The organism is Pseudomonas sp. GW456-12-10-14-LB2 (assembly GCF_002884345.1).
In the GTDB taxonomy this organism is placed as follows: Bacteria; Pseudomonadota; Gammaproteobacteria; order Pseudomonadales; family Pseudomonadaceae; genus Aquipseudomonas; species Aquipseudomonas paraglycinae.
This window is the reverse complement of the sequence record NZ_POHV01000047.1, coordinates 1-24,998: the sequence shown is the minus strand read 5'-3', so window position 1 is coordinate 24,998 and position 24,998 is coordinate 1. Positions and strand designations below refer to the sequence as shown.

General features: G+C 59.9%; 25 protein-coding genes. 15 read left to right on the top strand and 10 right to left on the bottom strand.

Annotated elements, in window-relative coordinates; genetic code table 11:
- Positions 1–19: 19 nt before the first annotated feature.
- The 4 genes from C1X29_RS25165 to dksA all read right to left on the bottom strand — a co-directional run bounded on the left by C1X29_RS25165 (position 20) and on the right by dksA (position 4,635).
- Positions 20–2,974 carry a sensor histidine kinase gene (locus tag C1X29_RS25165; RefSeq protein ID WP_007959612.1) on the bottom strand — a complete coding sequence of 985 codons (2,955 nt, stop codon included), beginning with the start codon at positions 2,972–2,974 and terminating at the stop codon, positions 20–22.
- Entirely contained in the window at positions 2,958–3,134 is a 177-nt protein-coding gene (locus C1X29_RS25160; RefSeq protein ID WP_003176118.1) for a hypothetical protein, read from the bottom strand. The genes C1X29_RS25165 and C1X29_RS25160 overlap by 17 nt, the downstream gene beginning before the upstream one ends.
- Before the next feature lie 77 nt (positions 3,135–3,211).
- Positions 3,212–4,108, bottom strand: a complete 897-nt coding sequence (gene gluQRS / locus C1X29_RS25155; protein ID WP_102718629.1) for a tRNA glutamyl-Q(34) synthetase GluQRS — start codon at positions 4,106–4,108, stop codon at positions 3,212–3,214.
- 83 nt (positions 4,109–4,191) lie between these two features.
- A complete protein-coding gene (gene dksA / locus C1X29_RS25150; protein WP_039771633.1) occupies positions 4,192–4,635 on the bottom strand; it encodes an RNA polymerase-binding protein DksA in 444 nt (147 codons plus the stop codon).
- A gap of 334 nt (positions 4,636–4,969) precedes the next feature.
- Between dksA and C1X29_RS25145 the strand changes: the two genes are divergently transcribed.
- Positions 4,970–6,142, top strand: coding sequence for a pyridoxal phosphate-dependent aminotransferase (locus C1X29_RS25145; RefSeq protein ID WP_102718628.1), 1,173 nt, complete (start codon positions 4,970–4,972; stop codon positions 6,140–6,142).
- The gene (gene sfsA / locus C1X29_RS25140; protein WP_102686298.1) at positions 6,142–6,855 is read left to right on the top strand and encodes a DNA/RNA nuclease SfsA; all 714 of its coding nucleotides are present in this window, start codon (positions 6,142–6,144) and stop codon (positions 6,853–6,855) included. Before C1X29_RS25145 ends, sfsA begins: the two co-directional genes overlap by 1 nt.
- Here the strand turns inward: sfsA and C1X29_RS25135 are convergent.
- The gene (locus C1X29_RS25135; protein WP_085747750.1) at positions 6,852–7,169 is read right to left on the bottom strand and encodes a Rieske (2Fe-2S) protein; all 318 of its coding nucleotides are present in this window, start codon (positions 7,167–7,169) and stop codon (positions 6,852–6,854) included. The two genes, sfsA and C1X29_RS25135, sit on opposite strands and share 4 nt — an antisense overlap.
- Positions 7,170–7,331: 162 nt before the next feature.
- Here C1X29_RS25135 and C1X29_RS25130 point away from each other — a divergent pair, with 162 nt between their 5' ends.
- Genes C1X29_RS25130 through C1X29_RS25115 form a run of 4 tightly spaced genes read left to right on the top strand, consistent with a single transcriptional unit; the run spans position 7,332 to position 10,878 of the window.
- Positions 7,332–8,204, top strand: coding sequence for a hemin ABC transporter substrate-binding protein (locus C1X29_RS25130; protein WP_102718627.1), 873 nt, complete (start codon positions 7,332–7,334; stop codon positions 8,202–8,204).
- Positions 8,205–8,254: 50 nt separating this feature from the next.
- Positions 8,255–9,238 carry an iron ABC transporter permease gene (locus C1X29_RS25125; protein ID WP_170928972.1) on the top strand — a complete coding sequence of 328 codons (984 nt, stop codon included), beginning with the start codon at positions 8,255–8,257 and terminating at the stop codon, positions 9,236–9,238.
- Complete coding sequence (locus tag C1X29_RS25120) at positions 9,238–10,005, top strand: heme ABC transporter ATP-binding protein (RefSeq protein WP_102718626.1); 768 nt, start codon at positions 9,238–9,240, stop codon at positions 10,003–10,005. Before C1X29_RS25125 ends, C1X29_RS25120 begins: the two co-directional genes overlap by 1 nt.
- Before the next feature lie 21 nt (positions 10,006–10,026).
- A complete protein-coding gene (locus C1X29_RS25115) occupies positions 10,027–10,878 on the top strand; it encodes a ChaN family lipoprotein (RefSeq protein ID WP_102718625.1) in 852 nt (283 codons plus the stop codon).
- A gap of 226 nt (positions 10,879–11,104) precedes the next feature.
- Here the strand turns inward: C1X29_RS25115 and C1X29_RS25110 are convergent, their stop codons facing one another.
- The 4 genes from C1X29_RS25110 to C1X29_RS25095 all read right to left on the bottom strand — a co-directional run bounded on the left by C1X29_RS25110 (position 11,105) and on the right by C1X29_RS25095 (position 14,388).
- Positions 11,105–11,887 carry a Crp/Fnr family transcriptional regulator gene (locus C1X29_RS25110; protein ID WP_102718624.1) on the bottom strand — a complete coding sequence of 261 codons (783 nt, stop codon included), beginning with the start codon at positions 11,885–11,887 and terminating at the stop codon, positions 11,105–11,107.
- A gap of 15 nt (positions 11,888–11,902) precedes the next feature.
- The gene (locus tag C1X29_RS25105) at positions 11,903–12,175 is read right to left on the bottom strand and encodes a TfoX/Sxy family protein (RefSeq protein ID WP_003228231.1); all 273 of its coding nucleotides are present in this window, start codon (positions 12,173–12,175) and stop codon (positions 11,903–11,905) included.
- A gap of 220 nt (positions 12,176–12,395) precedes the next feature.
- Positions 12,396–12,740, bottom strand: a complete 345-nt coding sequence (locus C1X29_RS25100) for a pentapeptide repeat-containing protein (protein WP_007959639.1) — start codon at positions 12,738–12,740, stop codon at positions 12,396–12,398.
- 91 nt (positions 12,741–12,831) lie between these two features.
- Complete coding sequence (locus C1X29_RS25095; RefSeq protein ID WP_102718623.1) at positions 12,832–14,388, bottom strand: bifunctional aminoglycoside phosphotransferase/ATP-binding protein; 1,557 nt, start codon at positions 14,386–14,388, stop codon at positions 12,832–12,834.
- Positions 14,389–14,506: 118 nt separating this feature from the next.
- Here C1X29_RS25095 and mrcB point away from each other — a divergent pair, with 118 nt between their 5' ends.
- From mrcB to C1X29_RS25080, 3 genes are read left to right on the top strand one after another with little or no spacing between them, the layout of a single operon-like run.
- Positions 14,507–16,831, top strand: coding sequence for a penicillin-binding protein 1B (gene mrcB / locus C1X29_RS25090; protein WP_102686292.1), 2,325 nt, complete (start codon positions 14,507–14,509; stop codon positions 16,829–16,831).
- Positions 16,832–16,847: 16 nt separating this feature from the next.
- Positions 16,848–17,594: a hypothetical protein gene (locus tag C1X29_RS25085; RefSeq protein ID WP_007959642.1), complete on the top strand. Its 747-nt coding sequence runs from the start codon at positions 16,848–16,850 to the stop codon at positions 17,592–17,594.
- A complete protein-coding gene (locus C1X29_RS25080; RefSeq protein ID WP_064599443.1) occupies positions 17,594–17,929 on the top strand; it encodes a YqcC family protein in 336 nt (111 codons plus the stop codon). The genes C1X29_RS25085 and C1X29_RS25080 overlap by 1 nt, the downstream gene beginning before the upstream one ends.
- A gap of 18 nt (positions 17,930–17,947) precedes the next feature.
- Here C1X29_RS25080 and C1X29_RS25075 read toward each other — a convergent pair whose 3' ends face one another.
- Positions 17,948–18,364 (bottom strand): DUF4124 domain-containing protein, encoded by a 417-nt coding sequence (locus tag C1X29_RS25075; protein ID WP_102718622.1) that lies wholly within the window; start codon positions 18,362–18,364, stop codon positions 17,948–17,950.
- Positions 18,365–18,764: 400 nt separating this feature from the next.
- Here C1X29_RS25075 and C1X29_RS25070 point away from each other — a divergent pair, with 400 nt between their 5' ends.
- From C1X29_RS25070 to msrQ, 6 genes are all read left to right on the top strand, one after another.
- Entirely contained in the window at positions 18,765–20,489 is a 1,725-nt protein-coding gene (locus tag C1X29_RS25070) for an acetolactate synthase 3 large subunit (RefSeq protein ID WP_085608788.1), read from the top strand.
- 2 nt (positions 20,490–20,491) lie between these two features.
- Entirely contained in the window at positions 20,492–20,983 is a 492-nt protein-coding gene (gene ilvN / locus C1X29_RS25065; RefSeq protein WP_003176102.1) for an acetolactate synthase small subunit, read from the top strand.
- 48 nt (positions 20,984–21,031) lie between these two features.
- On the top strand, positions 21,032–22,048 hold the full coding sequence (gene ilvC, locus C1X29_RS25060; protein WP_007959661.1) for a ketol-acid reductoisomerase: 1,017 nt from the start codon (positions 21,032–21,034) through the stop codon (positions 22,046–22,048).
- A gap of 149 nt (positions 22,049–22,197) precedes the next feature.
- Positions 22,198–23,055: a CDP-diacylglycerol--serine O-phosphatidyltransferase gene (pssA, locus tag C1X29_RS25055; RefSeq protein ID WP_039771608.1), complete on the top strand. Its 858-nt coding sequence runs from the start codon at positions 22,198–22,200 to the stop codon at positions 23,053–23,055.
- A gap of 62 nt (positions 23,056–23,117) precedes the next feature.
- Positions 23,118–24,131 carry a protein-methionine-sulfoxide reductase catalytic subunit MsrP gene (msrP, locus tag C1X29_RS25050; RefSeq protein WP_102718621.1) on the top strand — a complete coding sequence of 338 codons (1,014 nt, stop codon included), beginning with the start codon at positions 23,118–23,120 and terminating at the stop codon, positions 24,129–24,131.
- On the top strand, positions 24,131–24,754 hold the full coding sequence (msrQ, locus tag C1X29_RS25045) for a protein-methionine-sulfoxide reductase heme-binding subunit MsrQ (RefSeq protein WP_007959665.1): 624 nt from the start codon (positions 24,131–24,133) through the stop codon (positions 24,752–24,754). Before msrP ends, msrQ begins: the two co-directional genes overlap by 1 nt.
- The last annotated feature ends 244 nt before the right edge of the window (positions 24,755–24,998 follow it).

Genomic DNA, 24,998 nt, shown 5'->3' with positions numbered 1-24,998 from the left:
TTCGATACTCTCGACGGTCTCAGTTCACAGCGGACGTCGCTTCGACATGGCGCGGCAATGTCACCCGGATACGGGTGCCGCGCTGGCTCTGAACATCAGCCGGGCTGTCGATGGTGATTTGTCCATAATGCTCTTCAACGATGGAATAGACCAGTGCAAGGCCCAGACCGGTGCCTTCGCCAGGATCCTTGGTGGTGAAGAAGGGTTCGAACAATCTGTCCATGATGCTCGATGGAATACCGCTGCCTTCGTCTTCGACGATCAGATCGACCGTGTGTTCGCCGGCTTCGCTCTTGACCCGCACCGCACTGCCCGCAGGCGAGGCGTCACGGGCGTTGGAAAGCAGATTGATCAGCACCTGGGCGAGCCGCTGCGGGTCGCCTTCGACCCAGTGATCCGGATCGCACAGGTTGTAGAACTGGACTTCGAAATTGCGCCGGTTCAGGGCCAGCAGGCCGATGGCGTCCTGGGCCACTTCCGCCAGACAGACGGGCTCGTCACTGTGTTGATGGCTGCCGGCGTGGGCGAAACTCATCAACGACTGGACGATGCGTGACACGCGTTTGGTCTGCTCGAGGATCTGGCCGCTGATTTCCGTCAGTTCGCCGTCTTCTTCGCGTTCTTCGCGAAGGTTTTGCGCAAGGCAAGCGATGCCGGTGATCGGGTTGCCGATTTCGTGGGCCACACCCGCTGCAAGTCGGCCGATGCTGGCCAGGCGCTCGGAATGCACCAGTTTGTCTTCGAGCATCTGGGTTTCGGTCAGGTCTTCCACCAGCAGCACCAGGCCACTGTTGCCCGGCGCGAGAGGCTCGTCGATCGCTGCTTTGTGCAGGTTCAGCCAGCGAGTCTGGCCGTCGAGGGCCAGGTGCTGCTTGTGCAAGTGCTCGTCGGGCAGGTGGATGAAGCCTTGCAGCAGATCTTTCCACGGATTGGCGATGGTGCTCAGGCGCGAGCCGACCACCCGTTGCGCGGCAATCCCGGTCAGTTCTTCCATGGCCTTGTTCCACATCAGGATCTCCTGATCCTTGGCCAGCGAGCAGACGCCCATCGGCAGTTCCTGCAGGGTCTGGCGGTGGTAACGGCGCAGGGCATCGAGTTCGGCGGCCAGCCCGGTCAGACGCGAGTGGTAATCCTCGAGGCGGCTTTCAATGAAGTGGATGTCTTCGGTGACGTAGTTTTCGCCGCCGGCCTTGTACGGCAGGAAGGTTTCCACCATGTCCTGGGCGACGCTCGGACCCATCAGCCCGGACAGGTTGGCTTCGATCCGGTCACGCAAGCGGCGCAGGGCATAAGGGCGGCGCTCGTCGAAGGGCAGATAAAGGTCGCGCAGGGCCTGTTCGACTTCTTTCTGCGCAGCCTTGGCGCCCAGCGGCTTGGCCAGTTGCGTGGCGAATTCCTGCGGCGAGGCTGCGTGCAATTCGCGGCGTTGTGGGCGACGTACGTTGTCCACCGCGCAGGCTTCGGCGGCGCTGGCCTCTTCGGGGCTGGCATTGGTGAACAGCGAAATCAGCGTGAACATCAGGACGTTGGCCGCCAGCGAGGCGATGGCCGCCATGTGCCAACTGGTGTCGTCCAGCACGTAGATCATGTTCAGCAGCGGAATATAGAAACCCTGCAGATTGCCGACCAGCGGCAACAGCATTGTCACGACCCACACCACAATCCCCGCCAGCAGACCGGCGATGAAACCCCGGCGATTGGCGGTCGGCCAGTACAGCACCGACAGCACACCTGGCAGGAATTGCAGGGTCGCAACGAAGGCGACGATGCCGAGGTTGGCCAGATCCTGCTCGGCGCCGAGCATCAGATAGAAGCAAAAGCCGGCCATGATGATTGCGACGATCAGCGCCCGGCGGGTCCATTTCAACCAGCGATAGATATTGCCCTCGGCCGGTGGCTGATAGAGCGGCAGCACCAGATGGTTCAGGGCCATGCCCGACAGCGCCAGCGTGGTGACGATGATCAGACCGCTGGCCGCCGACAGACCGCCGACATACGCCAGCAACGCCAGCGACTTGCTGTTGGCGGCGATGCCGATACCGAGGGTGAAGTATTCCGGATTGGTGGTGGCGCCGAGTTTCAGGCCGGCCCAGAGAATCAGCGGCACAGCCAGGCTCATCAACAGCAGGAACAGCGGCAGGCCCCAGCTCGCGCTGACCAGCGAGCGCGGGTTGAGGTTTTCGGTGAAGGTCATGTGATACATGTGCGGCATCACGATCGCCGAGGCGAAAAACACCAGCAGCAACGTGCGCCACGGGCCTTCCTGCAACGGGGTGTGCAGGGCGGCGAGGGCGGTCTGGTTCTGCAGCAGCCACAGTTCAAGTTGCTGCGGGCCGTCGAACACGCCGTATAGCGCGTAGAGGCCGACGCCGCCGAGGGCTGCCAGTTTGATCACTGATTCGAAGGCAATCGCGAATACCAGCCCTTCGTGCTTTTCACGTGTGGCGATATGACGGGAACCGAAGAAGATCGTGAACAGAATGATCAGCGCACAGAACGCCAGGGCTACGCGATTTTGCACTGGTTCGCCGGTGAGGATGCCGATGGAATCGGCCACGGCCTGGATCTGCAACGCCAGCAGCGGCAATACGCCGATCAGCATGAAAATCGTGGTCAGCGCACCGGCCCAGGTGCTGCGAAAGCGGAAGGCGAACAGGTCTGCCAGCGACGACAGTTGATAAGTGCGGGTGATCTTGAGGATCGGATACAGCAGCACCGGCGCCAGCAGAAACGCGCCGGAGACCCCGAGATAACTGGACAGAAAGCCGTAGCCGTACTGATAGGCCAGACCCACCGTGCCGTAGAACGCCCACGCACTGGCGTAGACCCCCAGCGACAGGGTGTAGGTCAACGGATGGCGAATGATCGCCCGCGGGATCATGCCCCGTTCACTGATCCAGGCCACGCCGAACAACGCGGCCAGGTAGGCGGCGCTGATCAGCAGCATCTGGGTCAGGCTAAAGCTCATCGGCATCTTTTTGGCTCTGCAGGATGAAGGTCACGACAATCAGGATCAGCCAGAGCAGATAAGGGCGATACCAGGCGCCCGTAGCGTCGATCCACCAATCCATGATGGCGGGAGAAAACAGGTAGATCCCCACGACCAGAAGCAGGACCAAGCGATAGATGTACATCCCGGCCTCTCTTTTTTATGCGCGTGCCCGAAAACGTGCGGCGATGGTAACGGATGGGCGCGCCACTGCAAGTGTCGTCACAGCAGTTGCGCTTCGGGCAGGGTCAGTGTGCGCGGGATTTTCAAGGCATCCCAGTGGACGCAGCCCCAGTTCAACAGTTCTTGCGGCGTGGCGTGGGCCAGTTCGGGCCCCGGGTCTTGCCCCAGTGCGCGCAGGGCCCGCAGCAACAATGGCGTGGCCTGATCGGCTTCCAGTGGTGGCGAGCGATAGGACTTGCCGAGCTTGTTGCCGTCCGGCTGGGTAATCAGTGGCAGATGCAGATAGCGCGGTTGGCGCAGGCCCAGCAATTCCTGCAGGTAGAGCTGGCGCGGTGTGGAGTCGAGCAGATCGGCACCGCGCACGATGTCGGTGATGCCCTGCCAGGCGTCGTCCAGAACCACCGCCAGTTGGTAGGCGTAGAGGCCGTCGCGGCGGCGGATCACGAAATCTCCCACGTCACGGCCCAGATGCTGGCGGTATTCGCCCTGCACCCGGTCGATGAAGTGGTATTCCAACTCCGGCACGCGCAGGCGAATCGCCGCGTCTTCCTGGCCATGGCCGGCATTGCGGCACAGTCCCGGATAAATGCCGTGGTATGGCTCCAATTGTTTGCGCGAGCAGGTGCAGGCGTAGGCGAGGCCGTGATTGAACAGGCTGTCGAGCACTTGCGCGTAGGCCTCGTGCCGATCGCTCTGGCGAACCATCTCGCCGTCCCATTCGAAGCCATAGCTTTCCAGCGCCTTGAGAATCGCCGCTTGCGCGCCCGGCTCTTCCCGGGGCGGATCGAGATCCTCCATGCGCACCAGCCAGCGACCGCCCACCGAGCGTGCGTCCAGATAAGAGGCCAGGGCGGCAACCAGCGAACCGAAGTGCAGGTGCCCGCTGGGGGTCGGGGCAAAGCGGCCAATATAGGCGGGGGAGGTGTTGGCAGTCATGAGGGCGATGTTACTTGAGAGTCAAAAAACGGCAGAAACAAAAACGGAGCGTTCGCACGCTCCGTTTTTCGTTCAGGCCGGGATTATTTGCCGACCTGCTTTTCCTTGATTTCCGCCAGGTTCTTGCAGTCGACACACATGTCGGCTGTCGGACGGGCCTCGAGGCGCTTGACGCCGATCTCGATACCGCAGGAATCACACCAGCCGTACTCTTCGTCTTCGATCAACTGCAGGGTCTTGTCGATCTTCTTGATCAGTTTGCGCTCGCGGTCGCGGGCGCGCAGCTCGAGGGCGAACTCTTCTTCCTGACTGGCACGGTCGGCCGGATCAGGAAAGTTGGCCGCTTCGTCTTTCATGTGATCAACAGTGCGGTCGACTTCCTGCATCAAGTCGAGTTTCCACTTGGTCAGGATCTTGGTGAAATGCGCACGCATAGGCGCGCCCATGTACTCTTCGCCCTCTTTAGGGACGTAAGGTTCGAAACCGCTGAGTGTCTGACTTGCCTGTTGCTTTGCTTGGGTGGGCATGAAATGGACCGCCTCTACTCTTGTAATCCATTGCGCAGGATTGCTCCATCACCGACACCTGCCGGCCCTGCGGCTGCAAGCGGGCGAACTTACCAGATCAATTCGACCCGCGCTACTCCCGGATGTCGAGCGCGTGGCCGAGGGGACTTGCAAATGTTTGCCAAGCCATGTCCGGCGGTGCTGCAAACCTGCTCAATCACTGATTTTAGTCAATCCTGGAGCGTACGCGCGGGTCGTTACAGTCCAGTGTTCTTGAGGCTGTGACCGCTGCGGGTTCTCGCTCGTTCCGGCAGATGGGTAGAATCGTTTCTTTTCCCCCGTTGAAGGAAGGCCAATGGCTCAGCCCTACAGTGCGCGCAGTCGTGCGATCGAACCGTTCCATGTCATGGCGTTGCTGGCGCGGGCCAATGAATTGCAGGCCGCCGGCCACGACGTGATCCACCTGGAAATCGGCGAACCGGACTTCACTACCGCCGAACCGATCATCCGCGCCGGCCAGCAAGCCCTGACAGCCGGGAAAACCCGTTACACCGCAGCCCGTGGCATTCCCGAACTGCGTGAGGCGATTTCCGGCTTCTATCAGACGCGCTACGGCCTGAACATCGATCCTCGACGGATTCTCATCACCCCCGGCGGTTCCGGGGCGTTGCTGCTGGCCAGTGCGTTGCTGGTGGATCCGGGCAAGCACTGGCTGCTGGCCGACCCCGGCTATCCCTGCAACCGACACTTTCTGCGATTGGTTGAAGGCGCGGCGCAGCTTGTGCCGGTGGGCCCGGACGTGCGTTATCAACTGACGCCGGACCTTGTGGCGCGCCACTGGGACCACGACAGCGTCGGTGCGCTGGTCGCCTCGCCGGCCAACCCGACCGGTACGATTCTGACCCGCGATGAGCTGGCCGGGTTATCCACAGCCATCAAGGCCCGTCAGGGGCATCTGGTGGTGGACGAGATCTATCACGGCCTGACTTACGGCACCGACGCCGCGAGTGTGCTGGAAGTGGACGACAGCGCCTTTGTCCTCAACAGTTTCTCCAAATATTTCGGCATGACCGGGTGGCGCCTCGGCTGGCTGGTGGCGCCGGACGCAGCGGTCAGTGAGCTGGAAAAGCTCGCGCAGAACCTCTATATCAGTGCGCCAAGCATGGCCCAACATGCGGCGCTGGCCTGTTTCGAGCCGGACACCATCGCGATTCTCGAAGAGCGCCGCGCCGAATTCGGCCGTCGCCGTGACTTCCTGCTGCCGGCATTGCGGGAGCTGGGCTTCGACATTGCCGTAGAGCCGGAAGGCGCGTTCTATTTGTATGCCGGTATCAGCCAGTTCGGCGGCGATGCCTTCGCGTTCTGCCGGCATTTCCTCGAAACCGAGCATGTAGCCTTCACGCCGGGGCTGGATTTCGGTCGCTATCAGGCCGGTCATCATGTGCGCTTTGCTTACACGCAAAACCTCCCACGCCTACAGGAAGCGGTAGAGCGTATTGCCCGTGGCTTGAAGAGCTGGCAAGGCTGATGCGCTTTCATCCTCCGCTCGAAGAAGGCCGGTTGATCCGGCGTTACAAGCGTTTTCTCGCCGATATCGAAACCGTTGGCGGCGAGTTGCTGACCATTCATTGCCCGAACACCGGCTCGATGCTCAATTGCCAGGTCGAGGGCGGGCAGGTCTGGTTCAGTCGCTCCACAGATCCGAAACGCAAACTGCCCGGTACTTGGGAAGTCGGTGAAACCCCGCAGGGCCGGCTGTTTTGCGTGAACACCGGACGCGCCAATGCACTGGTCGAAGATGCCTTGCAGGCCGGTGTCATCAGCGAATTGAGCGGGTTTACCGGGCTCAAACGTGAGGTGGCGTACGGGCAGGAAAAGAGCCGGATCGATTTTCGCCTCGACTACCCGACGGGCCCGGCGTATGTGGAAGTGAAAAGTGTCACGCTGGGTTTCGACGGCACGGCGGTCGCGGCATTTCCCGATGCAGTGACCGATCGCGGCGCCAAGCATTTGCGTGAGCTGGCGCATCTGGCCAGGGACGGGATTCGCGCGGTCCAGTTGTACTGCGTCAATCTCTCCGGCATTGAAGCAGTGCGTCCGGCCGAGGAAATCGACTCGGCCTACGCCGCTGCGCTGCGCGAGGCGGTGGCGTGCGGGGTCGAAGTCCTGGCGTACGGCGTGCGTTTGAGCCATGAAGAGATGGTGATCGACCGGCGCCTGGACGTGCTGCTCAACGGTTAAACATCGATCCACAGCCCTTGCGCGTCTTCACGGCAAGGGATGGCCGTCAGCGATTGCCCGGCGCACGGGCCGGCGACGCATTCACCGTCTTCGATCAGAAACAGTGCGCCGTGGGTGGCGCACTGGATCAGGCTGTTGCTTGGGTCGAGAAACTGGTCGGGCTGCCATTCCAGTCCGACGCCCCGATGCGGGCAGCGATTGAGGTAGACATAAGCCTGCCCCGCGCGGCGCACGGCGAACAGTTTTTTCCCGTCGATATCGAAACCGCGACTGCCGTCCTCAACCAGATCGGCACCCGCGCAAAGAAACTTCATGGCTATCCTCAAATGTCGGCTCGTGTCCGGATATGTCCGAGCTTGACGTTCAAATGCAAACAATTATCAAATGGCCGCCTTCACCCGTGGCGAGGTGACCGCTGCCGAGGATACTTGGCCTGCCGTCCCGATGTCCGGGAAAACATTTCAAGGAAGCTGTCTATGCGCCTGAGTACCCGCGTTGCCGTGCTGTGTGTCGGACTTTTGGTCAGCCACCAGGCTGCAGCGGCCGAGTTGCCGCAACGTTGGGTCAGCGCCGGCGGCGCGTTGTCGGAGTGGGTGAGTGCGCTGGGTGGCGAGGCCAAACTGGTAGGCGTCGACACCACCAGCCAGCATCCCGAGTCTCTCAAGTCGCTGCCGAGCATCGGCTATCAGCGCAGCCTGTCGGCCGAAGGCATTCTCAGCCTGCGCCCGGACATCCTGATCGGCACCGAAGAAATGGGCCCGCCGCCAGTGATTTCGCAAGTTCGCAGTGCCAAGGTGCAGGTGGAACTGTTTTCGGCTCAGCCGGATCTGCCGACATTGGAAAAAAACGTTACCCATCTGGGACGGTTGCTGGGCGCTGAAAGCCAGGCCGCGCAATTGCTGCAAAGTTATCAACAGCACCTCGATGCGCAAAAGGCCCGTGTAGCTGAAGCGCAGACTAAACAGAAAGCGCCGGGCGTGCTGTTGCTGCTTGGACATGCCGGCGGCAAACCGCTGATCGCCGGCAAGGACACCGCCGCCGACTGGCTGCTGCAGCAGGCGGGCGGGCATAACCTTGCGACCCACACCGGTTACAAACCGTTTTCCGTGGAATCCCTGGCCAGTCTCGATCCTGAAGTGCTGGTGTTCGCTGACCGTGCGCTAACTGGTGAGGCGGCGAAAGCGGCTCTATTTAAGGAAAACCCGATCCTCAATTCCAGCCGTGCGGCCAAGACCGGACGTGTGCTGGAGCTGGACCCGACGCTGCTGGTGGGCGGGCTCGGGCCGCGTTTGCCGGCAGCGCTGAAGGCCCTGTCTGACGGTTTCTACCCGGCCAAGAGCGGCCAATGACCACGCTGGTCAAACCCCGTGGCTTGTTTATCGGCCTGATCCTGCTGTGTCTGCTGGCGATCTGGCTGTCGCTGGCGCTGGGACCGGTCAGTCTGCCGTTGTTCGATACCTTGCGCGCAGCACTGCGCATGATCGGTGTGCCGCTGGCGCCGGACGGGCTGGAACAGGCTGAACTGATTCTCGGGCAGATTCGTCTGCCGCGTACGTTGCTCGGGCTGGCCGTCGGTGGCGTGCTGGCGCTGTCCGGGGTGGCGATGCAGGGGCTGTTTCGTAATCCACTGGCGGATCCAGGGTTGGTTGGCGTGTCCAGTGGCGCGGCGTTGGGCGCGGCGGTGGCGATTGTCGGCGGTTCGTTTTTTGGCGGACTGCCCGAGTGGTTCGGGCCTTACCTGCTGTCGGTGTGTGCGTTTCTCGGTGGTCTGGGTGTGACGGCGCTGGTTTATCGGCTCGGCCGCCGTAATGGGCAGACCAATGTGGCGACCATGCTGTTGGCGGGTATTGCCCTGACGGCACTGGCCAGCTCGGCGGTGGGGCTGTTTACCTATCTGGCGGATGACGCGACATTGCGCACGTTGACGTTCTGGAACCTGGGCAGCCTTAACGGCGCGAGCTATGCGCGGTTGTGGCCGCTGCTGATCATCACCGCCGGTGTTGCACTGTGGCTTCCGCGTCGGGCGAAGGCGCTAAATGCGTTGCTGCTCGGCGAATCGGAAGCCGGGCATCTGGGGATCGATGTCGAACGGCTCAAGCGTGAGCTGGTGTTCTGCACGGCGCTGGGCGTCGGCGCGGCGGTGGCAGCGGCGGGCATGATCGGTTTTGTCGGGCTGGTGGTGCCGCATCTGGTGCGCTTGCTCGCGGGGCCGGATCATCGGGTATTGCTGCCGGCATCGGTGCTGGCCGGGGCGAGTCTGTTGTTGCTGGCGGATCTGGTGGCGCGGCTGGCACTGGCACCGGCGGAGCTGCCGATCGGCATCGTCACCGCGTTCATCGGTGCGCCGTTCTTCCTTTATCTGCTGCTGCGAGGGCGTGCCTGATGCTGCGTGCGCACAATCTGCACATCCGCCGTGGCCGCAAGTCCGTTCTGGCCGATGTCAGCCTGCAACTCGAACCGGGCGAAGTGCTTGGCGTGCTGGGGCCGAATGGCGCCGGCAAAAGTACCTTGCTCGGTGCGTTGTGCGGTGAGTTGAGCGCGCACGAGGGGGAAGTGCTGCTGGACGGAGAGGCCTTGAGTCATTGGAGCGGCACTCAGCGCGCCCAGCGGCTGGCGGTGTTGCCGCAGGTGTCGACCTTGGATTTCGCCTTTCGTGTTGAAGAAGTGGTCGGCATGGGGCGTCTGCCTTACCAGAGCGGGCGGGTGCGCGATGACGAGATCGTCGCTGCCGCGTTATTGGCGGCCGATGCCGGGCATCTTAGTGGCCGCAGTTATCTGGCGCTGTCCGGCGGCGAGCGTCAGCGGGTGCATCTGGCGCGGGTGCTGGCGCAACTCTGGCCGGGTCAGGCGGGGCAGACGTTGCTGCTCGATGAGCCGACCTCAATGCTCGATCCGTTGCATCAACATACGACGCTGCAAGCGGTGCGCGAGTTTGCCGATCGTGGCGCGGCGGTGCTGGTGATCCTGCATGATCTGAATCTGGCGGCGCGCTATTGTGATCGCATCCTGCTGCTGGAGGGCGGGCGCCCGGTGGCGCTGGATACGCCGCAACAGGTGTTGCGCCCGGAATCGCTGAAGGCGGTTTTCGGTCTGGAAGTGCTGGTGCAACCGCACCCGGAGCGCGGGCATCCGCTGATCATCGCCCGCTGATTTCGTCATCGAGGTGAGGGTATGCGCGGGATTCTGCTGTTGGCGGTGTTGTGGCTTACAGGTTGCCAGCATGTTGCGGCGCCGCCGGTCGTGGGCGAGATCCGTGATCTGCGCAGCGGCGAGCGTCTGACGGCGCAGCAATTACTGACGCAACTGAGCAGACCGTCGCGGCTGATCATTGGCGAACAGCATGACAACGCCGATCACCATGCCCTTCAATTGTGGTTGTTGCAGAACCTCGAAGAAACACGACCCCAAGGCAGTCTCCTGTTGGAAATGCTGACGCCCGATCAACAGTCGCGGGTTGATGATGTGCGACATGCCGCAACGCCACCCACTGATCTTCCTGCAGCATTGGCCTGGCAGGACGGTTGGGACTGGAATCTCTACGGACCGATTGTTCGGTTTGCCCTGACACAATCCTGGCCAGTGCTGGCGGCCAATCTCGATAACATCGAAATTCGTGCGTTCTATCGTGATCCTCCGGTTTTGAGCGGTGAGCGCAGCAACGCCAAATCTGTGAAAGAGACGCTGTTGGAGCAGATCGGCGATTCTCACTGCGGCATGCTGCCGTCATCGCAAATGCCGGCGATGCTGGCCGTTCAGCAACAACGGGATCGGCGCATGGCCTCGCGTTTGTTGGCGGCGCCCGCGCCTGCGTTGTTATTAGCGGGTGCGTATCACGCGCGCAAGGATGTGGGGGTGCCGTTGCATGCGCTGGATCTGGGCGCGCCCGAAGCGCCGACGGTGCTGATGCTGGCGGAGCAAGGCAGCCAGATCACGGCGGCGATGGCTGATTATGTCTGGTACACACCGGCCACGCCGAAACAGGATTATTGCGCCGAGATGCGTAAACAGTTCAGTAAGAAATGACTTTTCCACAGGCAAAAAAAGACCCGGTAAAAACCGGGTCAAATAACCGTGATTAGCCTGATGAGGAGATAATCTGAGAGTCCGAACCAAGGGCTTTTCAGAATATCGACTGATCTCGCGATCAGTTGTGATAATCATAGCGATTCTCATTACCAAGTCAACTGCTGTTTTTTCATTTCTTTCGTTTTGTCCCGGCAATGGCGTAAACGCCCCGTGAATACGGGCGTCAGGTCTGGGCTGTGAGCTGCTTGTTGAGCTGGTCGATACGCCGCGCCATGCTTTCGATCAGGCTGTGGGCGATTTTCGGATTGGTGCGGGTCATGCTCAGAAACTGATCGCCGGGAATCAGCATTACCGTGCTTGCCTCCCGGGCTATGACCGTCGCGTTGCGCGGCTCGCCCGTGAACACAGCCATTGCACCGAATATTTCATCCTTGGGCACGTCGCCTACCTTGTGCCCGTTAACAAACGCTTCGGCGTGTCCTTCGATAATCACGAACACATGGTCGGCGTCATCGCCCTCACGAATCAGAACGTCTCCGGCTTCAACCCGCTTGAAACCGTTGGTGCTGCGAAACTCGCGCGGCTTGAACTCGGCAACGGCGTGGGCCAGCAGCGCCATTTGCCCGAGCAGGTAGCGCAGAAACTGCTCCGAGCGCGATGGTTCGCCATACACATGTTGAAACAAATCACTTCGGCGATAGGGCAGTAATGTCAACGGGTTGTCTGAGTACAGCGTGCAATCCGCCCATTCCGGCCCTTGTTGCAGACCGATCAAATCTCCCTCGTGCCAGTAGAACAAGCCTCGACCGCTGACTCGGCCGGTGATGACACCTTGCGTGAGCAAGAACAACTGATCGTCCGGCAAGGGTGCCAACAGATCATCCGTTGCTTCCAGTTCCAGCGCTGGCCCGCACGGCGCCAGACCTTCAAGCCATTGCGCAGGCAAGCTCTGCAAGTGATTGATCAATGCATCGGCCTGGGCCGATTGTTCCCCGAGCAGGTACATGACGGTCGGTACCCGTTAGTTCTTGTGGCGAGAGGAAATGGCTTCCAGCTGCTTGTTCAGCGCGTCCTTGCGTTCGGCGGGAATGTCGTTCCAGTGCACGTCCATCAGCGCCCCTTCGATCGCGTACAACAACACCTTCGACGCCCGAAACCCGCGAGTGCGCACGGCCCGGTAGGCATCCACCGCACCGAGGCGACGCAAGTCCGAGGCGCTATGGATGCCCACGGCATGCAGCCATTGCGCCGACGTCTTGCCAAGATTCTTCAGGTGTTGCAGTTCATCATTCATCAAGCCTCCTTGCGACGGCCGAATGGTGAGTGGGCGAGCTTCTCAGGAGTGTAGCCATCAGTAGGAAAAGCGTGGTTGTTTGGTCGGATTCGACGCAAACGCTTCTAAGAAACGTCAGCTTCCGCTGATGAATCAGGATGGGGAGGGCGAGGGAGAATTACCAATAGCACGCAGTCCAGCGCAAAGCGGGGGCGCTGGACGAGTTTGGGTGGTGCGAGGCTCAGCGGGTGCGATAACGCAGGCGCGTACCGAAATTCATCGACATCAGGATTTCGTCGGCACTCAGCTCTGGCGGGAAGTAGGCCCCGGAGATCTGCGCGTGGGCCAGGCTCGCGCCTTCCAGCGAGGCGTTGCGAAAGTCGATGCCGCGCAGGTCGGCGGAGCGGAAGTAGGCGTCCCGGAAATCCACGCCATCGGCGTTCAGTTCACGCAGGTCCAGGCCGCGAAAATCACCACCAACCATGTCGATCGGACCGTCTTTCGGGCGTTCATTGTTGAAACCTGTGATGTCGTCTTTGTGCAGCAAGGCATAAAGCGGGGTGTCGAGTAGTTTTGGCTGGCTCATGTCAAATCACCTGTTGGTTTTATGACGCCAGTATAGTGCCACTATTTGACGGCCGTGAAGCAAGCGAGGGCTTCACGGCCGAAATAGTTTCTTACAGGCCGGGCAGGCGCTGGCGAATCTGCGCCACGACGGTGTCCAGGGTCCCGGATTCATTGGTCTGCACGCGTTTGCTGCGCAGAATTTCTTCCGGGGTCAGGGCTTCGCGGTTGGCTTGTTGAGCTTCGATCACGGCGAGGGTCGCGTCGGACGGATCTTTTTTGTCTGCCTGACGAATCGCCAGCCAGCTCTCGATCACTGCCTGCGGAGCGTTGCAGTCAAGGATCAGGAAAGGCGTGCCAGTGGCTTCAGCGACTTTGGCGGCGTTGTCGCGTTGTTCGCGCTTGAGGTAAGTGGCATCGATCACCACCGGGAAACCGGCGTGCAAAATCACTTCGGCAATTTCATGCAGACGCGCATAGGTTGCAGTGCTGGCGTCGGTGCTGTAGATCCCGGCCTGAACATCATTGGCAACGGTTTGCTCACCGAACAGGCGCTTGCGCTCGACATCGGAACGCAGGCGGATCGCGCCCAGTGCTTCGACCAGACGCATGGCCACGTGGCTTTTGCCTACAGCGGACACGCCGTGGGTAATCGCCATGAAGCGCGAAGGAATGGTGCTGTAGCTTTCCGCCAGGTTGGCGTAGTTGCGGTACTGGCGCAGGGTGGTGGCACGCTGCACCGGAGTGGCATCGGCCGGCATGCTGAACAGTGCGACTTTCGCACGTACCAAGGCGCGGTAAGCCTTGTAGAAGTTCAGTACTTCCAGGCCTTGGTAGTCGCCGGTCAGTTCCAGGTACTGGCTGATGAAGCGACGGGCCAGGGATTTCAGGCCACGGTCTTCCAGGTCCATTGCCAGGAAGCCGGTGTCGGCCCAGACGTCGGTGAAACGGAACGGTTCGTTGAATTCGATGCAGTCGAAGATCACGACTTTGCCGTCGATCAGCGTGGCGTTGCCCAGGTGAATGTCACCGTGGCATTCGCGAGTGAAGCCGTCCGCCTTGCGCTGGGCGAACAGCGTTTTCAGGCGATCGAAGCTGCTTTCGGCCCACGCTTGCAGGGCGTCGAGTTGCAGAAGATCGTTCTTGTCGCTGAGGAACGGCAGGATCTGTTCGAAGTTCTGGCGCACCGGCGCCATTACGCTTTCAGGCGTGCCGGCATCGTGTTCCGCCGGGACTTTCGGCGCGTTGAGGTGGAAGCGGGCGATCTGTTCGGCCATTGCGTCGACGTGCGCGGTGGTCAGCTCGCCGTTGGCTTGCAGGGTGCTGAGCAGGCCGCTCTGCGGGAACTGGCGCATTTTCAGCAAGTATTCGATGGCCGGGCCTTCGCCGCCCAGTTGCGGAGCTTCCGCACTGCCGGTTACGGGAATCACTTCCAGATACAAATCTTCGGTCAGGCGCTGGTTCAGGCGCAGCTCTTCACCGCAGAAGTGTTCACGGGAATCAAGGCCGGTGAAATCGAGGAAGCCGAAATTCACCGGCTTCTTCACTTTATAAGCGTAGGGACCGGTGAGCAGTACCCACGAGATATGGGTTTCGATGACCTGGAACCCTTCGACGGGATGCGGGTAGAGGGCCGGGTTTTGCAGGGCAGCGATCAGGGACTGGCTCACGGACGATCCTTCAGAGACTGGGAGAAATTCAAGGCGCTCATTATGGCCGCTCGCCAGCCCGACGCAAACCTCGGAGCGCTCCTGTTGAGTATGAATAAAGTGCGTATAATCCGCCGCCATGACTCGTACTCGATCCCCCCGTACCCCTAAAAAACCAGCTTCCCGGGGCCTGCGCCCATGGTTGGGCTGGGCCCTTAAACTCAGTCTGGTCGGCCTTGTGGTGCTGGCCGGCTTCGCCGTTTACCTCGATGCCGTGGTGCAGGAGAAGTTCTCCGGCAAGCGCTGGACCATCCCGGCCAAGGTTTACGCGCGCCCGCTCGAGCTGTTCGTCGGACAAAAGCTGAGCAAGGACGATTTCCTCACCGAACTCGATGCCCTGGGCTATCGCCGCGAAGCCGTGAGCAACGGTCCCGGCGCGGCGGCGGTCAATGGCAATACGGTTGATCTGAATACCCGTGGCTTCCAGTTCTATGAAGGCCTCGAGAAACCGCAGCCGGTGCGCGTGCGTTTCTCCGGCGATTACGTGGCCGAACTCTCGGCGACCAACGGTTCGAAGCTCTCCGTGGTACGCCTGGAGCCGCTGATGATCGGCGGTATCTACCCGAAAAACCTTGAAGACCGGATTCTGATCAAGCTCGATCAGGTGCCGCCGTATCTGCTGGAAACCCTGGTCGCCGTGGAAGACCGGGATTTCTACAGCCACTGGGGCGTGTCGCCGAAATCGATCGCCCGTGCAGTCTGGGTCAACACCTCGGGCGGCAAGATGACTCAGGGCGGCAGTACGCTGACCCAGCAACTGGTCAAAAACTTCTACCTCACCAACGAACGCAGTCTGACCCGCAAGCTCACCGAAGCGATGATGGCGATGCTGCTCGAGCTGCATTACGACAAAAAGGAAATCCTTGAGGCGTACCTCAACGAAGTCTTTGTCGGTCAGGATGGTCAGCGGGCGGTGCACGGTTTCGGTCTGGCGAGCCAGTTCTTCTTCGCTCAGCCTTTGTCCGAGCTGAAACTGCATCAGGTCGCGCTGTTGGTCGGCATGGTCAAAGGTCCGTCCTATTACAACCCGCGTCGCAACCCGGAGCGTGCGCTGGAACGACGCAATCTGGTGCTCGACGTGCTGGAGCAGCAGGGCGTCGCTTCTGCCGAACAAGTCGCCGCTGCGAAGAAAATGCCGTTGGGCGTGACCACACGCGGCAAGCTGGCCGACAGCTCGTTCCCGGGCTTCATCGATCTGGTCAAACGCCAGTTGCGTGAAGACTATCGCGACGAAGACTTGACCGAAGAAGGCCTGCGGATCTTCACCAGTTTCGATCCGATCCTGCAGATGAAAGCCGAAGCGTCGGTCAACGACACCTTCAAGCGTCTGTCCGGCCGTAAAGGTTCCGACGACGTGGAAGCGGCGATGGTCGTAACCAACCCGGAAACCGGTGAGGTCCAGGCCATGATCGGCAGCCGTCAGGCGAGTTTTGCCGGGTTCAACCGGGCGCTGGATGCGGTGCGGCCGATCGGCTCGCTGATCAAACCGGCGGTTTATCTGACGGCACTGGAGAAACCAAGCCAGTACACGCTGACCAGTTGGCTGTCGGACGACCCGCTTTCGATAAAAGGCGCAGACGGACAGGTCTGGAAACCGCAGAACTATGATCGTCGCTCCCACGGCACAGTGTTCCTATATCAGGGGCTGGCGCATTCCTACAACCTCTCGACCTCGCGTCTCGGTCTGGCGGTTGGCGTTCCGAATGTCCTCAAGACGTTGGGCCGCCTGGGCGTGACCCGAGAGTTTCCGGCGTTCCCGTCGATGCTGCTCGGTGCTGGCGGCATGACCCCGATCGAAGTCGCGACCATGTACCAGACCCTGGCCAACGGTGGCTTCAATACGCCGATGCGCGGGATCCGCAGCGTGCTGACTGCCGATGGCGAGCCGCTCAAGCGTTATCCGTTTCAGATCGAGCAGCGTTTCGATCCGGCCTCTATCTACCTGATCCAGAACGCCATGCAGCGGGTCATGCGTGAAGGTACCGGCAGTTCGGTTTATAACGTGTTGCCAAGAACCCTGACACTGGCGGGCAAGACCGGTACCAGTAACGATTCGCGCGACAGCTGGTTCGCCGGTTTCAGCCAGGATCTGCTGGCGGTGGTCTGGCTCGGCCGTGACGACAACGGCAAGACGCCGTTCACCGGGGCCACCGGTGCGTTGCAGGTCTGGACCAGTTTCATGCGCAAGGCCGATCCGCTGCCGCTGGACATGCCGCAGCCGGACAACGTGGTGCAGGCCTGGGTCGATTCGCGTACCGGCCAGGGCTCCGATGCCAACTGTCCGGGCGCCGTGCAGATGCCGTATATTCGCGGCAGCGAACCGCCACCCGGCGCCTCCTGCGCGGGCGAAAGCCCGGCATCGGGCGAGTCGGTGATGGATTGGGTCAAGGGCTGGATGAATTAAGCAAAGAGGGTTTCAAGTGAACAAGTGGTTGATTCCAGCGGTGACCGCCGTGGCTTTGCTCAGCGGCTGCTCCACCGTACAGCGTGGTTCGATCCCGGTTGTGGATTCCGGCACCGCCGTGTCCAACAGCGAGCGTATTTCGGCCAATGGCGGTTTCCGTCAAACGACGGTGAAACGTCCTGCACAGGCCCAGACTCAGGCGATCCCGCAAGGCGATACCGGTGTGGTAGTGATGGTGCCGGGCGGCGCAGCGGCTTCGGCACCGATCAGCTCTTCGCCGATCGTTCCGGGCCCGGCATCCGGCGGCATCACGCCGGGGCCGTATAACCCGTCGGCGGTCGAGTCGGCGCCGATCAGCTCCGGCAGCTACAGTATGCCTTCGACGCCGAGCGGCATTCCTTCGGCCAGCAGCGGCGGCGGTCTGTCTGCCGATGAACAACTGGACGGTCCGGTTCTCGCGTTGTTGAGCACTGCGCAACAGCAGCAGGCCGGTGGCGACCTCAACGGCGCGTCCTCCAGCCTGGAGCGCGCCCAGCGTGTAGCGCCGCGCGAGCCGCAAGTGCTTTACCGTCTGGCGCAGGTACGTATGGCCCAGGGCGATGCGCCGCAAGCCGAGCAGACCGCTCGCCGTGCGTTGACCATGGCCAATGGTCGTCCGGACTTGCAGGCCAGTCTGTGGGAATTGATCGCTCAGGCACGTGAGAAGCAAGGTGATTCCGCCGGCGCCACTCTGGCCCGTCAGAAGGCCAAGGTTTCGCTGTGATGGACAGTCGTTTCTCCAAAGTCGCCGATCAACTGCTGTTGATCGAGCGTGAACTGCGCGCCCAGGGCTGGTGGGATGACGTCCAGCCCTCGGTCGAAGCCCTGAGCAGTGTCGAGCCGTTTTCGGTCGACACCCTCGATTTCGAGCAGTGGCTGCAATGGATCTTCCTGCCGCGGATGAAGATGATCCTCGAACAGGATCTGCCATTGCCCAATGCCTCGGGCATTCAGGAAATGGCCGAGATGGTTTTTGCCCAGCGCAATCTGCAGGGCAAGGATCGGCAGCTTCAGGTATTGCTCAAAGAGTTCGATCTGCTGATCACCGCTTCGCGCTGAACCGAAAACTGCCAGTGGTTACTGGCAGTTTTCCGCAATCTGTTTTTGTGCCTCCGCAGTACGTTGCTGTCGCTGTTCGTCGCTCAGCCGCCGCAATTCTCCCTCCACTTCCTCCCTCAAGCGCGGATTGTTCTGCAGTTGCGCGAGATTCGTGCGTGCCTGTTCGCAAAATGCCTTGAGCTGATTCTGTTGCTCGGCCACTTGCTTTTTTACCTTGTCATCGATGGCTTTCTGATCGCCCAGCGCGCCGCTGCCAGGTAATGCGGCAGGTATTGGTGCTGGAGATGAGGGCGTCTTCACGGCGGTGGATGACTGCCCTTGTGGTGGCTGTTGATCAAAATGGGTGACGCCTTGGGCATCGACCCATTTGTAGATCTCACCGGCCATACACCATGGGCTGGCGCCGATTAGCAGAGTTAATAGAAGCGTTCGCATGCTGATTCCTTGGCAAAACTGCGCAATTGAAGCTAACAGAGTAGCGGTTTCCAGGTTTTTTCTTGCGTTCTCATGTGCTTACCCACAATTAAGCACATAGACGGCTTGACTTGGAGAGGGCGAAACAGAAGAATCCAAAGTCCGCTGTACAGGGACTGCCAGAAGCAGACCCTCTCGGCAGATCATGAGGCGCATATCCGCGTCGACCTGTTACACCCGCAACGCGTTACCTCGCGCTGGGTGGGAAAGGCCCGCAACACTTGGGACGATCCCAATACTTGCTCAGTCAGTGCTGACGTAGTCGGCGACCACCGTCGCTCATGCTCTGCCGAGAAGTAAACCTATTAAGACCCGTTCGCTTTTTTGTGGACGGTATTCTGGCGTTTTAGAGGTGAACAACGTGGAGCTTTTATCTGGCGGTGAGATGCTCGTCCGCTTTTTGCGTGACGAAGGCGTCAAATATATCTACGGGTACCCGGGTGGTGCTCTCCTTCATGTTTACGATGCCCTGTTCAAAGAACCGGAAGTGACCCACATCCTGGTTCGTCACGAACAAGCGGCTACCCATATGGCTGACGGCTACGCCCGTGCCACCGGTAAAGCCGGCGTGGTATTGGTGACTTCCGGTCCAGGCGCCACAAACGCCATCACCGGTATCGCCACTGCCTATATGGACTCGATTCCAATGGTGATCATTTCCGGTCAGGTGCCAAGCACCATGGTCGGCACCGACGCGTTCCAGGAAACCGACATGATCGGTATCTCCCGGCCGATCGTGAAGCACAGCTTCATGATCAAGCACGCTTCGGAAATTCCGGAAGTCATGAAGAAGGCCTTCTACCTGGCGCAATCCGGTCGTCCGGGCCCGGTCGTGGTCGATATCCCGAAAGACATGACCAACCCGGCCGAGAAGTTCGAATACATCTTCCCGAAGAAAGCCAAACTGCGTTCCTACAGCCCGGCCGTTCGCGGTCACTCCGGGCAAATCCGCAAGGCGGCAGAAATGCTCCTGGCGGCCAAGCGTCCCGTGCTGTACTCCGGCGGTGGCGTAATCCTCGGCAACGGCTCCGCGCCGCTGACCGAGCTGGCGCAAATGCTCAACCTGCCGGTTACCAACACCTTGATGGGCCTGGGTGGCTACCCTGGCACTGACCGTCAGTTCATCGGCATGCTCGGCATGCACGGCAGCTACACCGCGAACCTGGCGATGCACCATGCCGACGTGATCCTGGCGGTCGGCGCGCGTTTCGACGATCGAGTGATCAACGGCGCGCCGAAGTTCTGCCCGAACGCCAAGATCATTCACATCGACATCGACCCGGCTTCGATTTCCAAGACCATCAAGGCCGACGTGCCAATCGTTGGTCCGGTGGAGAGCGTCCTGACCGAAATGGTCGCGATCCTCAAGGAAATCGGCGAAACCCCGAACAAGGAAGCCGTTGCCAGCTGGTGGAAGCAGGTTGATGAATGGCGCGGTGATCGCGGCCTGTTCCCTTACGACAAGGGCGACGGCAGCAAGATCAAGCCGCAGACCGTGATCGAAACCCTGTGCGAAGTGACCAAGGGCGACGCCTTTGTGACCTCCGACGTGGGCCAGCATCAGATGTTTGCTGCGCAGTACTACAAGTTCAACAAGCCGAACCGCTGGATCAACTCCGGTGGCCTGGGCACGATGGGCTTCGGTCTGCCGGCCGCGATGGGTATCGCGCTGAGCTTCCCTGACACCGATGTTGCGTGTGTCACCGGTGAAGGCAGTATCCAGATGAACATCCAGGAATTGTCGACCTGCCTGCAATACGGTTTGCCGGTCAAGATCGTCATCCTGAACAACGGTGTTCTGGGCATGGTTCGTCAGTGGCAGGACATGAGTTACGGCAGCCGTCACTCGCACTCCTACATGGAATCCTTGCCTGACTTCGTCAAGCTGGCCGAGGCCTATGGCCACGTCGGCGTGCGCATCACCGAATCGAAAGATTTGAAGTCGAAGATGGAAGAGGCGTTCGCCATGAAAGATCGCCTGGTGGTGATCGACATTTCGGTCGACACCAGCGAGCACGTCTATCCGATGCAGATCAAAGACGGCTCCATGCGCGATATGTGGCTGAGCAAGACGGAGCGTACCTAATCATGCGGCACATTATTTCCTTGCTTCTGGAAAACGAACCCGGTGCTTTGTCTCGCGTAGTCGGCCTGTTCTCGCAGCGCAACTACAACATCGAAAGCCTGACTGTGGCGCCAACCGAAGACCCGACCCTGTCGCGTCTGACGCTGACCACAGTCGGCCACGATGAAGTCATCGAGCAGATCACCAAAAACCTGAACAAGCTGATCGAAGTGGTCAAGCTGGTGGACCTGTCGGAAAGCGCTCACATCGAGCGTGAACTGATGCTGGTCAAGGTCAAGGCCACTGGCGCCCAGCGCGCCGAGATCAAACGCACCACCGATATTTACCGTGGACAGATCGTCGACGTCAGCGCCAGCGTTTATACCGTTCAACTGACCGGTACCAGCGACAAGCTCGACAGCTTCATTCAGTCCATCGGCACCGCATCGATTCTGGAGACCGTCCGCAGTGGCGTCACCGGTATTGCCCGCGGCGACAAAGTACTCAGCATCTAAACCAAATTAGCGAATGGCCTGAACGGCCTGGATATAAAGGGGAAATTCATGAAAGTTTTCTACGATAAAGACTGCGACCTGTCGATCATCCAGGGCAAGAAAGTTGCCATCATCGGTTACGGCTCCCAAGGCCACGCCCAGGCGTGCAACCTGAAAGATTCCGGTGTCGACGTTACCGTCGGTCTGCGTAAAGGTTCGGCCACCGTTGCCAAGGCTGAAGCCCACGGCCTGAAAGTGACCGACGTGGCTGCCGCTGTTGCCGGCGCCGACCTGGTCATGATCCTGACCCCGGACGAGTTCCAGTCCCAGCTGTACAAGAACGAAATCGAGCCGAACATCAAGAAAGGCGCCACCCTGGCCTTCTCCCACGGTTTCGCGATTCACTACAACCAGGTTGTTCCACGTGCCGACCTCGACGTGATCATGATCGCGCCGAAAGCACCGGGCCACACCGTACGTTCCGAGTTCGTGAAAGGCGGCGGTATCCCTGACCTGATCGCGATCTACCAGGACGCTTCGGGCAATGCCAAGAACGTTGCACTGTCCTACGCCGCCGGCGTGGGTGGCGGTCGTACCGGCATCATCGAAACCACCTTCAAGGACGAGACCGAAACCGATCTGTTCGGCGAACAAGCCGTTCTGTGCGGCGGTACCGTCGAGCTGGTAAAAGCCGGTTTCGAAACCCTGGTTGAAGCTGGCTACGCGCCGGAAATGGCCTACTTCGAGTGCCTGCACGAACTGAAACTGATCGTTGACCTCATGTACGAAGGCGGTATCGCCAACATGAACTACTCGATCTCCAACAACGCTGAGTACGGCGAGTACGTGACCGGTCCGGAAGTGATCAACGCCGAATCCCGTCAGGCCATGCGCAACGCCCTGAAACGTATTCAGGACGGCGAATACGCCAAAATGTTCATCAGCGAAGGCGCAACCGGCTACCCTTCGATGACCGCCAAGCGTCGTAACAACGCCGCTCACGGTATCGAAATCATCGGCGAGCAACTGCGCTCCATGATGCCGTGGATCGGTGCCAACAAGATCGTCGACAAAGCCAAAAACTAAGTCGTCGAACCTTGTATGAAAAAAAACGCGGCCTCGGCCGCGTTTTTTCGTATGGGCGGGCGCTTCTGGTATAAAGCTGCATCGTTTGTGGCCGAACCGTCGTCCCAGACACCTGTCGAAAATGTCCAATCCGTTGCAAGGTACTGTCCATGAGCGAACGTCCCGAAGAGCCGAACCAGGCTTCCGACGCCGAAAGCCTGCTGCCCATCGATGAGCACATCGAAGAAGGGCATGACGCAGAAGGTCGTAAAGTCCGGCATCGTGGTATCTATCTTCTGCCGAATCTGTTCACCACTGCGAATCTGTTCGCGGGGTTTTATTCCATCATCAACTCGATGAGTGCCCAGGCTGCCTTGAGTGCCGGGGACGCGGCGAATGCGAGCAAGTATTTCGCCTTTGCCGCCATCGCGATTTTCGTCGCCATGGTGCTTGACGGCCTTGATGGTCGCGTGGCACGCATGACCAATACCCAAAGTGCGTTCGGTGCCGAGTACGACTCGTTGTCGGACATGGTTGCCTTCGGTGTCGCGCCGGCGCTTCTGGCTTTCGGCTGGGCACTGGGTGACATGGGCAAGGTCGGCTGGATGGTTGCCTTCATCTATGTGGCGGGTGCGGCGTTGCGTCTGGCGCGTTTCAACACTCAGGTGGGGACCGCCGACAAGCGCTACTTCATCGGTCTTGCCAGCCCGGCTGCTGCCGGCGTTGTTGCGGGGATTGTCTGGGCGTTCAGCGATTACGGGATCCAGGGTTCGAAGATGTCGTTCCTGGTCGCGCTGATGGTAGCGGCCGCCGGCATGCTGATGGTCAGTAACATCAAATACAACAGCTTCAAGGAGCTGGATCTGAAGGGGCGCGTGCCTTTCGTGGCGATTCTGGCGGTGGTGCTGGTGTTTGCCGTGGTGTTCAGCGATCCGCCTCGCATTCTGCTGCTGGTGTTCCTCGCTTATGCCGCGTCGGGCCCGGTGCAGTATCTGTTGCATCTTCGTCGTCACAAACACGCCGAGTGATGTAATTTCCCTCATACTCCGCAGTCTATGGTGCATCTGTCCTCCAAAGCTGCGGAGTTGCCATGCTGATCAAAGTCCCCAAAGCGTCCGACTGCCATGAGTCGGACGTCACGCCTGAATCCATTTATCTCTCTCGCCGTCAATTGCTCGGAGCAACCGCGGCCGGTTTGGCCATGAGCACTTTGCCGCGCTGGGCCAGTGCCGAAGAGGCTGCCCGCTATGCCGATGTCGAAGCCGGAAAGGCGCCCGCCTGGTTTGCCGAGAAGTTGCCCTCTGTCAAATGGGGCGCGGTGAACGTGAAGGATGAGGCGATTACACCTTTCAAGGACGCGACCCATTACAACAACTTCTATGAGTTCGGTACCGACAAAGGTGACCCGGCAGCCAATGCCGGTTCGTTGAAAACCGAACCGTGGAGTGTTGTCGTGGACGGGGAGGTGGGTAAACCGGGGCGTTATGCTCTGGAAGACTTCATGAAGCCTTACCAGCTGGAAGAGCGTATTTATCGCCTGCGCTGTGTCGAGGCGTGGTCGATGGTGATTCCCTGGATCGGTTTTCCCATTTCGGCACTGTTGAAGCAGGTAGAACCTACTTCGAATGCCAAATACATTCGCTTCGAAACCTTACAGGATCCGAAGAGCATGCCCGGACAGCGTTCGGGATTCGCCCTGATCGACTGGCCCTATGTAGAAGGCTTGCGTCTGGATGAGGCGATGAATCCCTTGGCGATTCTGGCGGTGGGTATGTATGGCCGCGAATTGCCAAACCAGAACGGTGCGCCGTTGCGTCTGGTGGTGCCTTGGAAGTACGGATTCAAGAGCGTCAAATCCATCGTGCGGATCAGTCTGGTCAGCGAGCAGCCGAAGACGACGTGGCAGAGCATTGCGGCGGATGAGTACGGGTTCTATGCGAATGTGAACCCTACTGTCGACCACCCACGTTGGACTCAGGCGCGGGAGCGGCGATTGCCTAACAGTCTGTTCAAGCCGAATGTGCGTGATACGCAGATGTTCAACGGCTACTCGGATGAGGTCGCTTCTTTATATACAGGGCTGGATCTGCGGAAGAACTACTGATGCGATATCCGATCTGGCGTGTAGGCGTTTTCCTGGCTGCGGCGATCTGGCCGCTGTTGTGGTTCTATCAGGCTTTTGCGGATCTGCTTGGGCCAGATCCGGGGAAGGTTCTGGTTGATCGGCTGGGGCTTGGGACATTGGTATTGCTGTTGATCACCCTGAGTATGACCCCGCTGCAGAAACTTACGGGGTGGGCCGGGTGGATTGCTGTGCGCCGTCAGTTGGGGCTCTGGTGTTTTGCCTATGTGGTTCTGCATCTTTGCAGCTATATGGCGTTCATTCTCGGTTTCGACTGGTCGCAACTGGGTGTCGAGCTGCGCAAGCGTCCTTACATCATTGTGGGGGCTCTGGGTTTTCTGGGGTTGTTGGCATTGGCGATTACCTCCAACCGATACAGTCAGCGTCGTTTAGGTACCCGCTGGAAGAAATTGCACCGGCTGGTGTATGTGATTCTCGGGTTGGGATTGCTGCATATGTTGTGGATTGTCCGTGCTGATCTTAAGGAGTGGGCAATCTATGCCTTTATAGGTGTTTTCCTTTTGGCGTTGCGTATTCCTCCTTTGACCCGCCGGATCCCGCGTTTGATGGGTAAAAAGCAGGTTTTTCAGGAAAAGCGAAATTAAGGGTTGACGGCAGATTCTGAGTCTCTATAATTCGCCCCAATTCCGGCGCAGTCGAAACGGAAAACTCCTTGAGATTCAATGAGTTAAGTAGGTTTCGAAGGCGGGTCGCTTCAGTTCATCGAAGCCTGGGAGGAGTTGGAAATGCCGGTTTGTCTGGCGCTTTCAACGGTTCGATCTTCTCGGTCGAAAGCGGAGAAAAAGAGGTGTTGACAGCAGCGTGTAACGCTGTAGAATTCGCCTCCCG

Excerpts from the sequence above, each read along its gene's own strand:
- C1X29_RS25165 (WP_007959612.1), bottom strand. The coding sequence starts at position 2,974 with ATGCCGATGAGCTTTAGCCTGACCCAGATGCTGCTGATCAGCGCCGCC.
- C1X29_RS25160 (WP_003176118.1), bottom strand. The coding sequence starts at position 3,134 with ATGTACATCTATCGCTTGGTCCTGCTTCTGGTCGTGGGGATCTACCTG.
- gluQRS (WP_102718629.1), bottom strand. The coding sequence starts at position 4,108 with ATGACTGCCAACACCTCCCCCGCCTATATTGGCCGCTTTGCCCCGACC.
- dksA (WP_039771633.1), bottom strand. The coding sequence starts at position 4,635 with ATGCCCACCCAAGCAAAGCAACAGGCAAGTCAGACACTCAGCGGTTTC.
- C1X29_RS25145 (WP_102718628.1), top strand. The coding sequence starts at position 4,970 with ATGGCTCAGCCCTACAGTGCGCGCAGTCGTGCGATCGAACCGTTCCAT.
- sfsA (WP_102686298.1), top strand. The coding sequence starts at position 6,142 with ATGCGCTTTCATCCTCCGCTCGAAGAAGGCCGGTTGATCCGGCGTTAC.
- C1X29_RS25135 (WP_085747750.1), bottom strand. The coding sequence starts at position 7,169 with ATGAAGTTTCTTTGCGCGGGTGCCGATCTGGTTGAGGACGGCAGTCGC.
- C1X29_RS25130 (WP_102718627.1), top strand. The coding sequence starts at position 7,332 with ATGCGCCTGAGTACCCGCGTTGCCGTGCTGTGTGTCGGACTTTTGGTC.
- C1X29_RS25120 (WP_102718626.1), top strand. The coding sequence starts at position 9,238 with ATGCTGCGTGCGCACAATCTGCACATCCGCCGTGGCCGCAAGTCCGTT.
- C1X29_RS25115 (WP_102718625.1), top strand. The coding sequence starts at position 10,027 with ATGCGCGGGATTCTGCTGTTGGCGGTGTTGTGGCTTACAGGTTGCCAG.
- C1X29_RS25110 (WP_102718624.1), bottom strand. The coding sequence starts at position 11,887 with ATGTACCTGCTCGGGGAACAATCGGCCCAGGCCGATGCATTGATCAAT.
- C1X29_RS25105 (WP_003228231.1), bottom strand. The coding sequence starts at position 12,175 with ATGAATGATGAACTGCAACACCTGAAGAATCTTGGCAAGACGTCGGCG.
- C1X29_RS25100 (WP_007959639.1), bottom strand. The coding sequence starts at position 12,740 with ATGAGCCAGCCAAAACTACTCGACACCCCGCTTTATGCCTTGCTGCAC.
- mrcB (WP_102686292.1), top strand. The coding sequence starts at position 14,507 with ATGACTCGTACTCGATCCCCCCGTACCCCTAAAAAACCAGCTTCCCGG.
- C1X29_RS25080 (WP_064599443.1), top strand. The coding sequence starts at position 17,594 with ATGGACAGTCGTTTCTCCAAAGTCGCCGATCAACTGCTGTTGATCGAG.
- C1X29_RS25075 (WP_102718622.1), bottom strand. The coding sequence starts at position 18,364 with ATGCGAACGCTTCTATTAACTCTGCTAATCGGCGCCAGCCCATGGTGT.
- ilvN (WP_003176102.1), top strand. The coding sequence starts at position 20,492 with ATGCGGCACATTATTTCCTTGCTTCTGGAAAACGAACCCGGTGCTTTG.
- ilvC (WP_007959661.1), top strand. The coding sequence starts at position 21,032 with ATGAAAGTTTTCTACGATAAAGACTGCGACCTGTCGATCATCCAGGGC.
- pssA (WP_039771608.1), top strand. The coding sequence starts at position 22,198 with ATGAGCGAACGTCCCGAAGAGCCGAACCAGGCTTCCGACGCCGAAAGC.
- msrP (WP_102718621.1), top strand. The coding sequence starts at position 23,118 with ATGCTGATCAAAGTCCCCAAAGCGTCCGACTGCCATGAGTCGGACGTC.
- msrQ (WP_007959665.1), top strand. The coding sequence starts at position 24,131 with ATGCGATATCCGATCTGGCGTGTAGGCGTTTTCCTGGCTGCGGCGATC.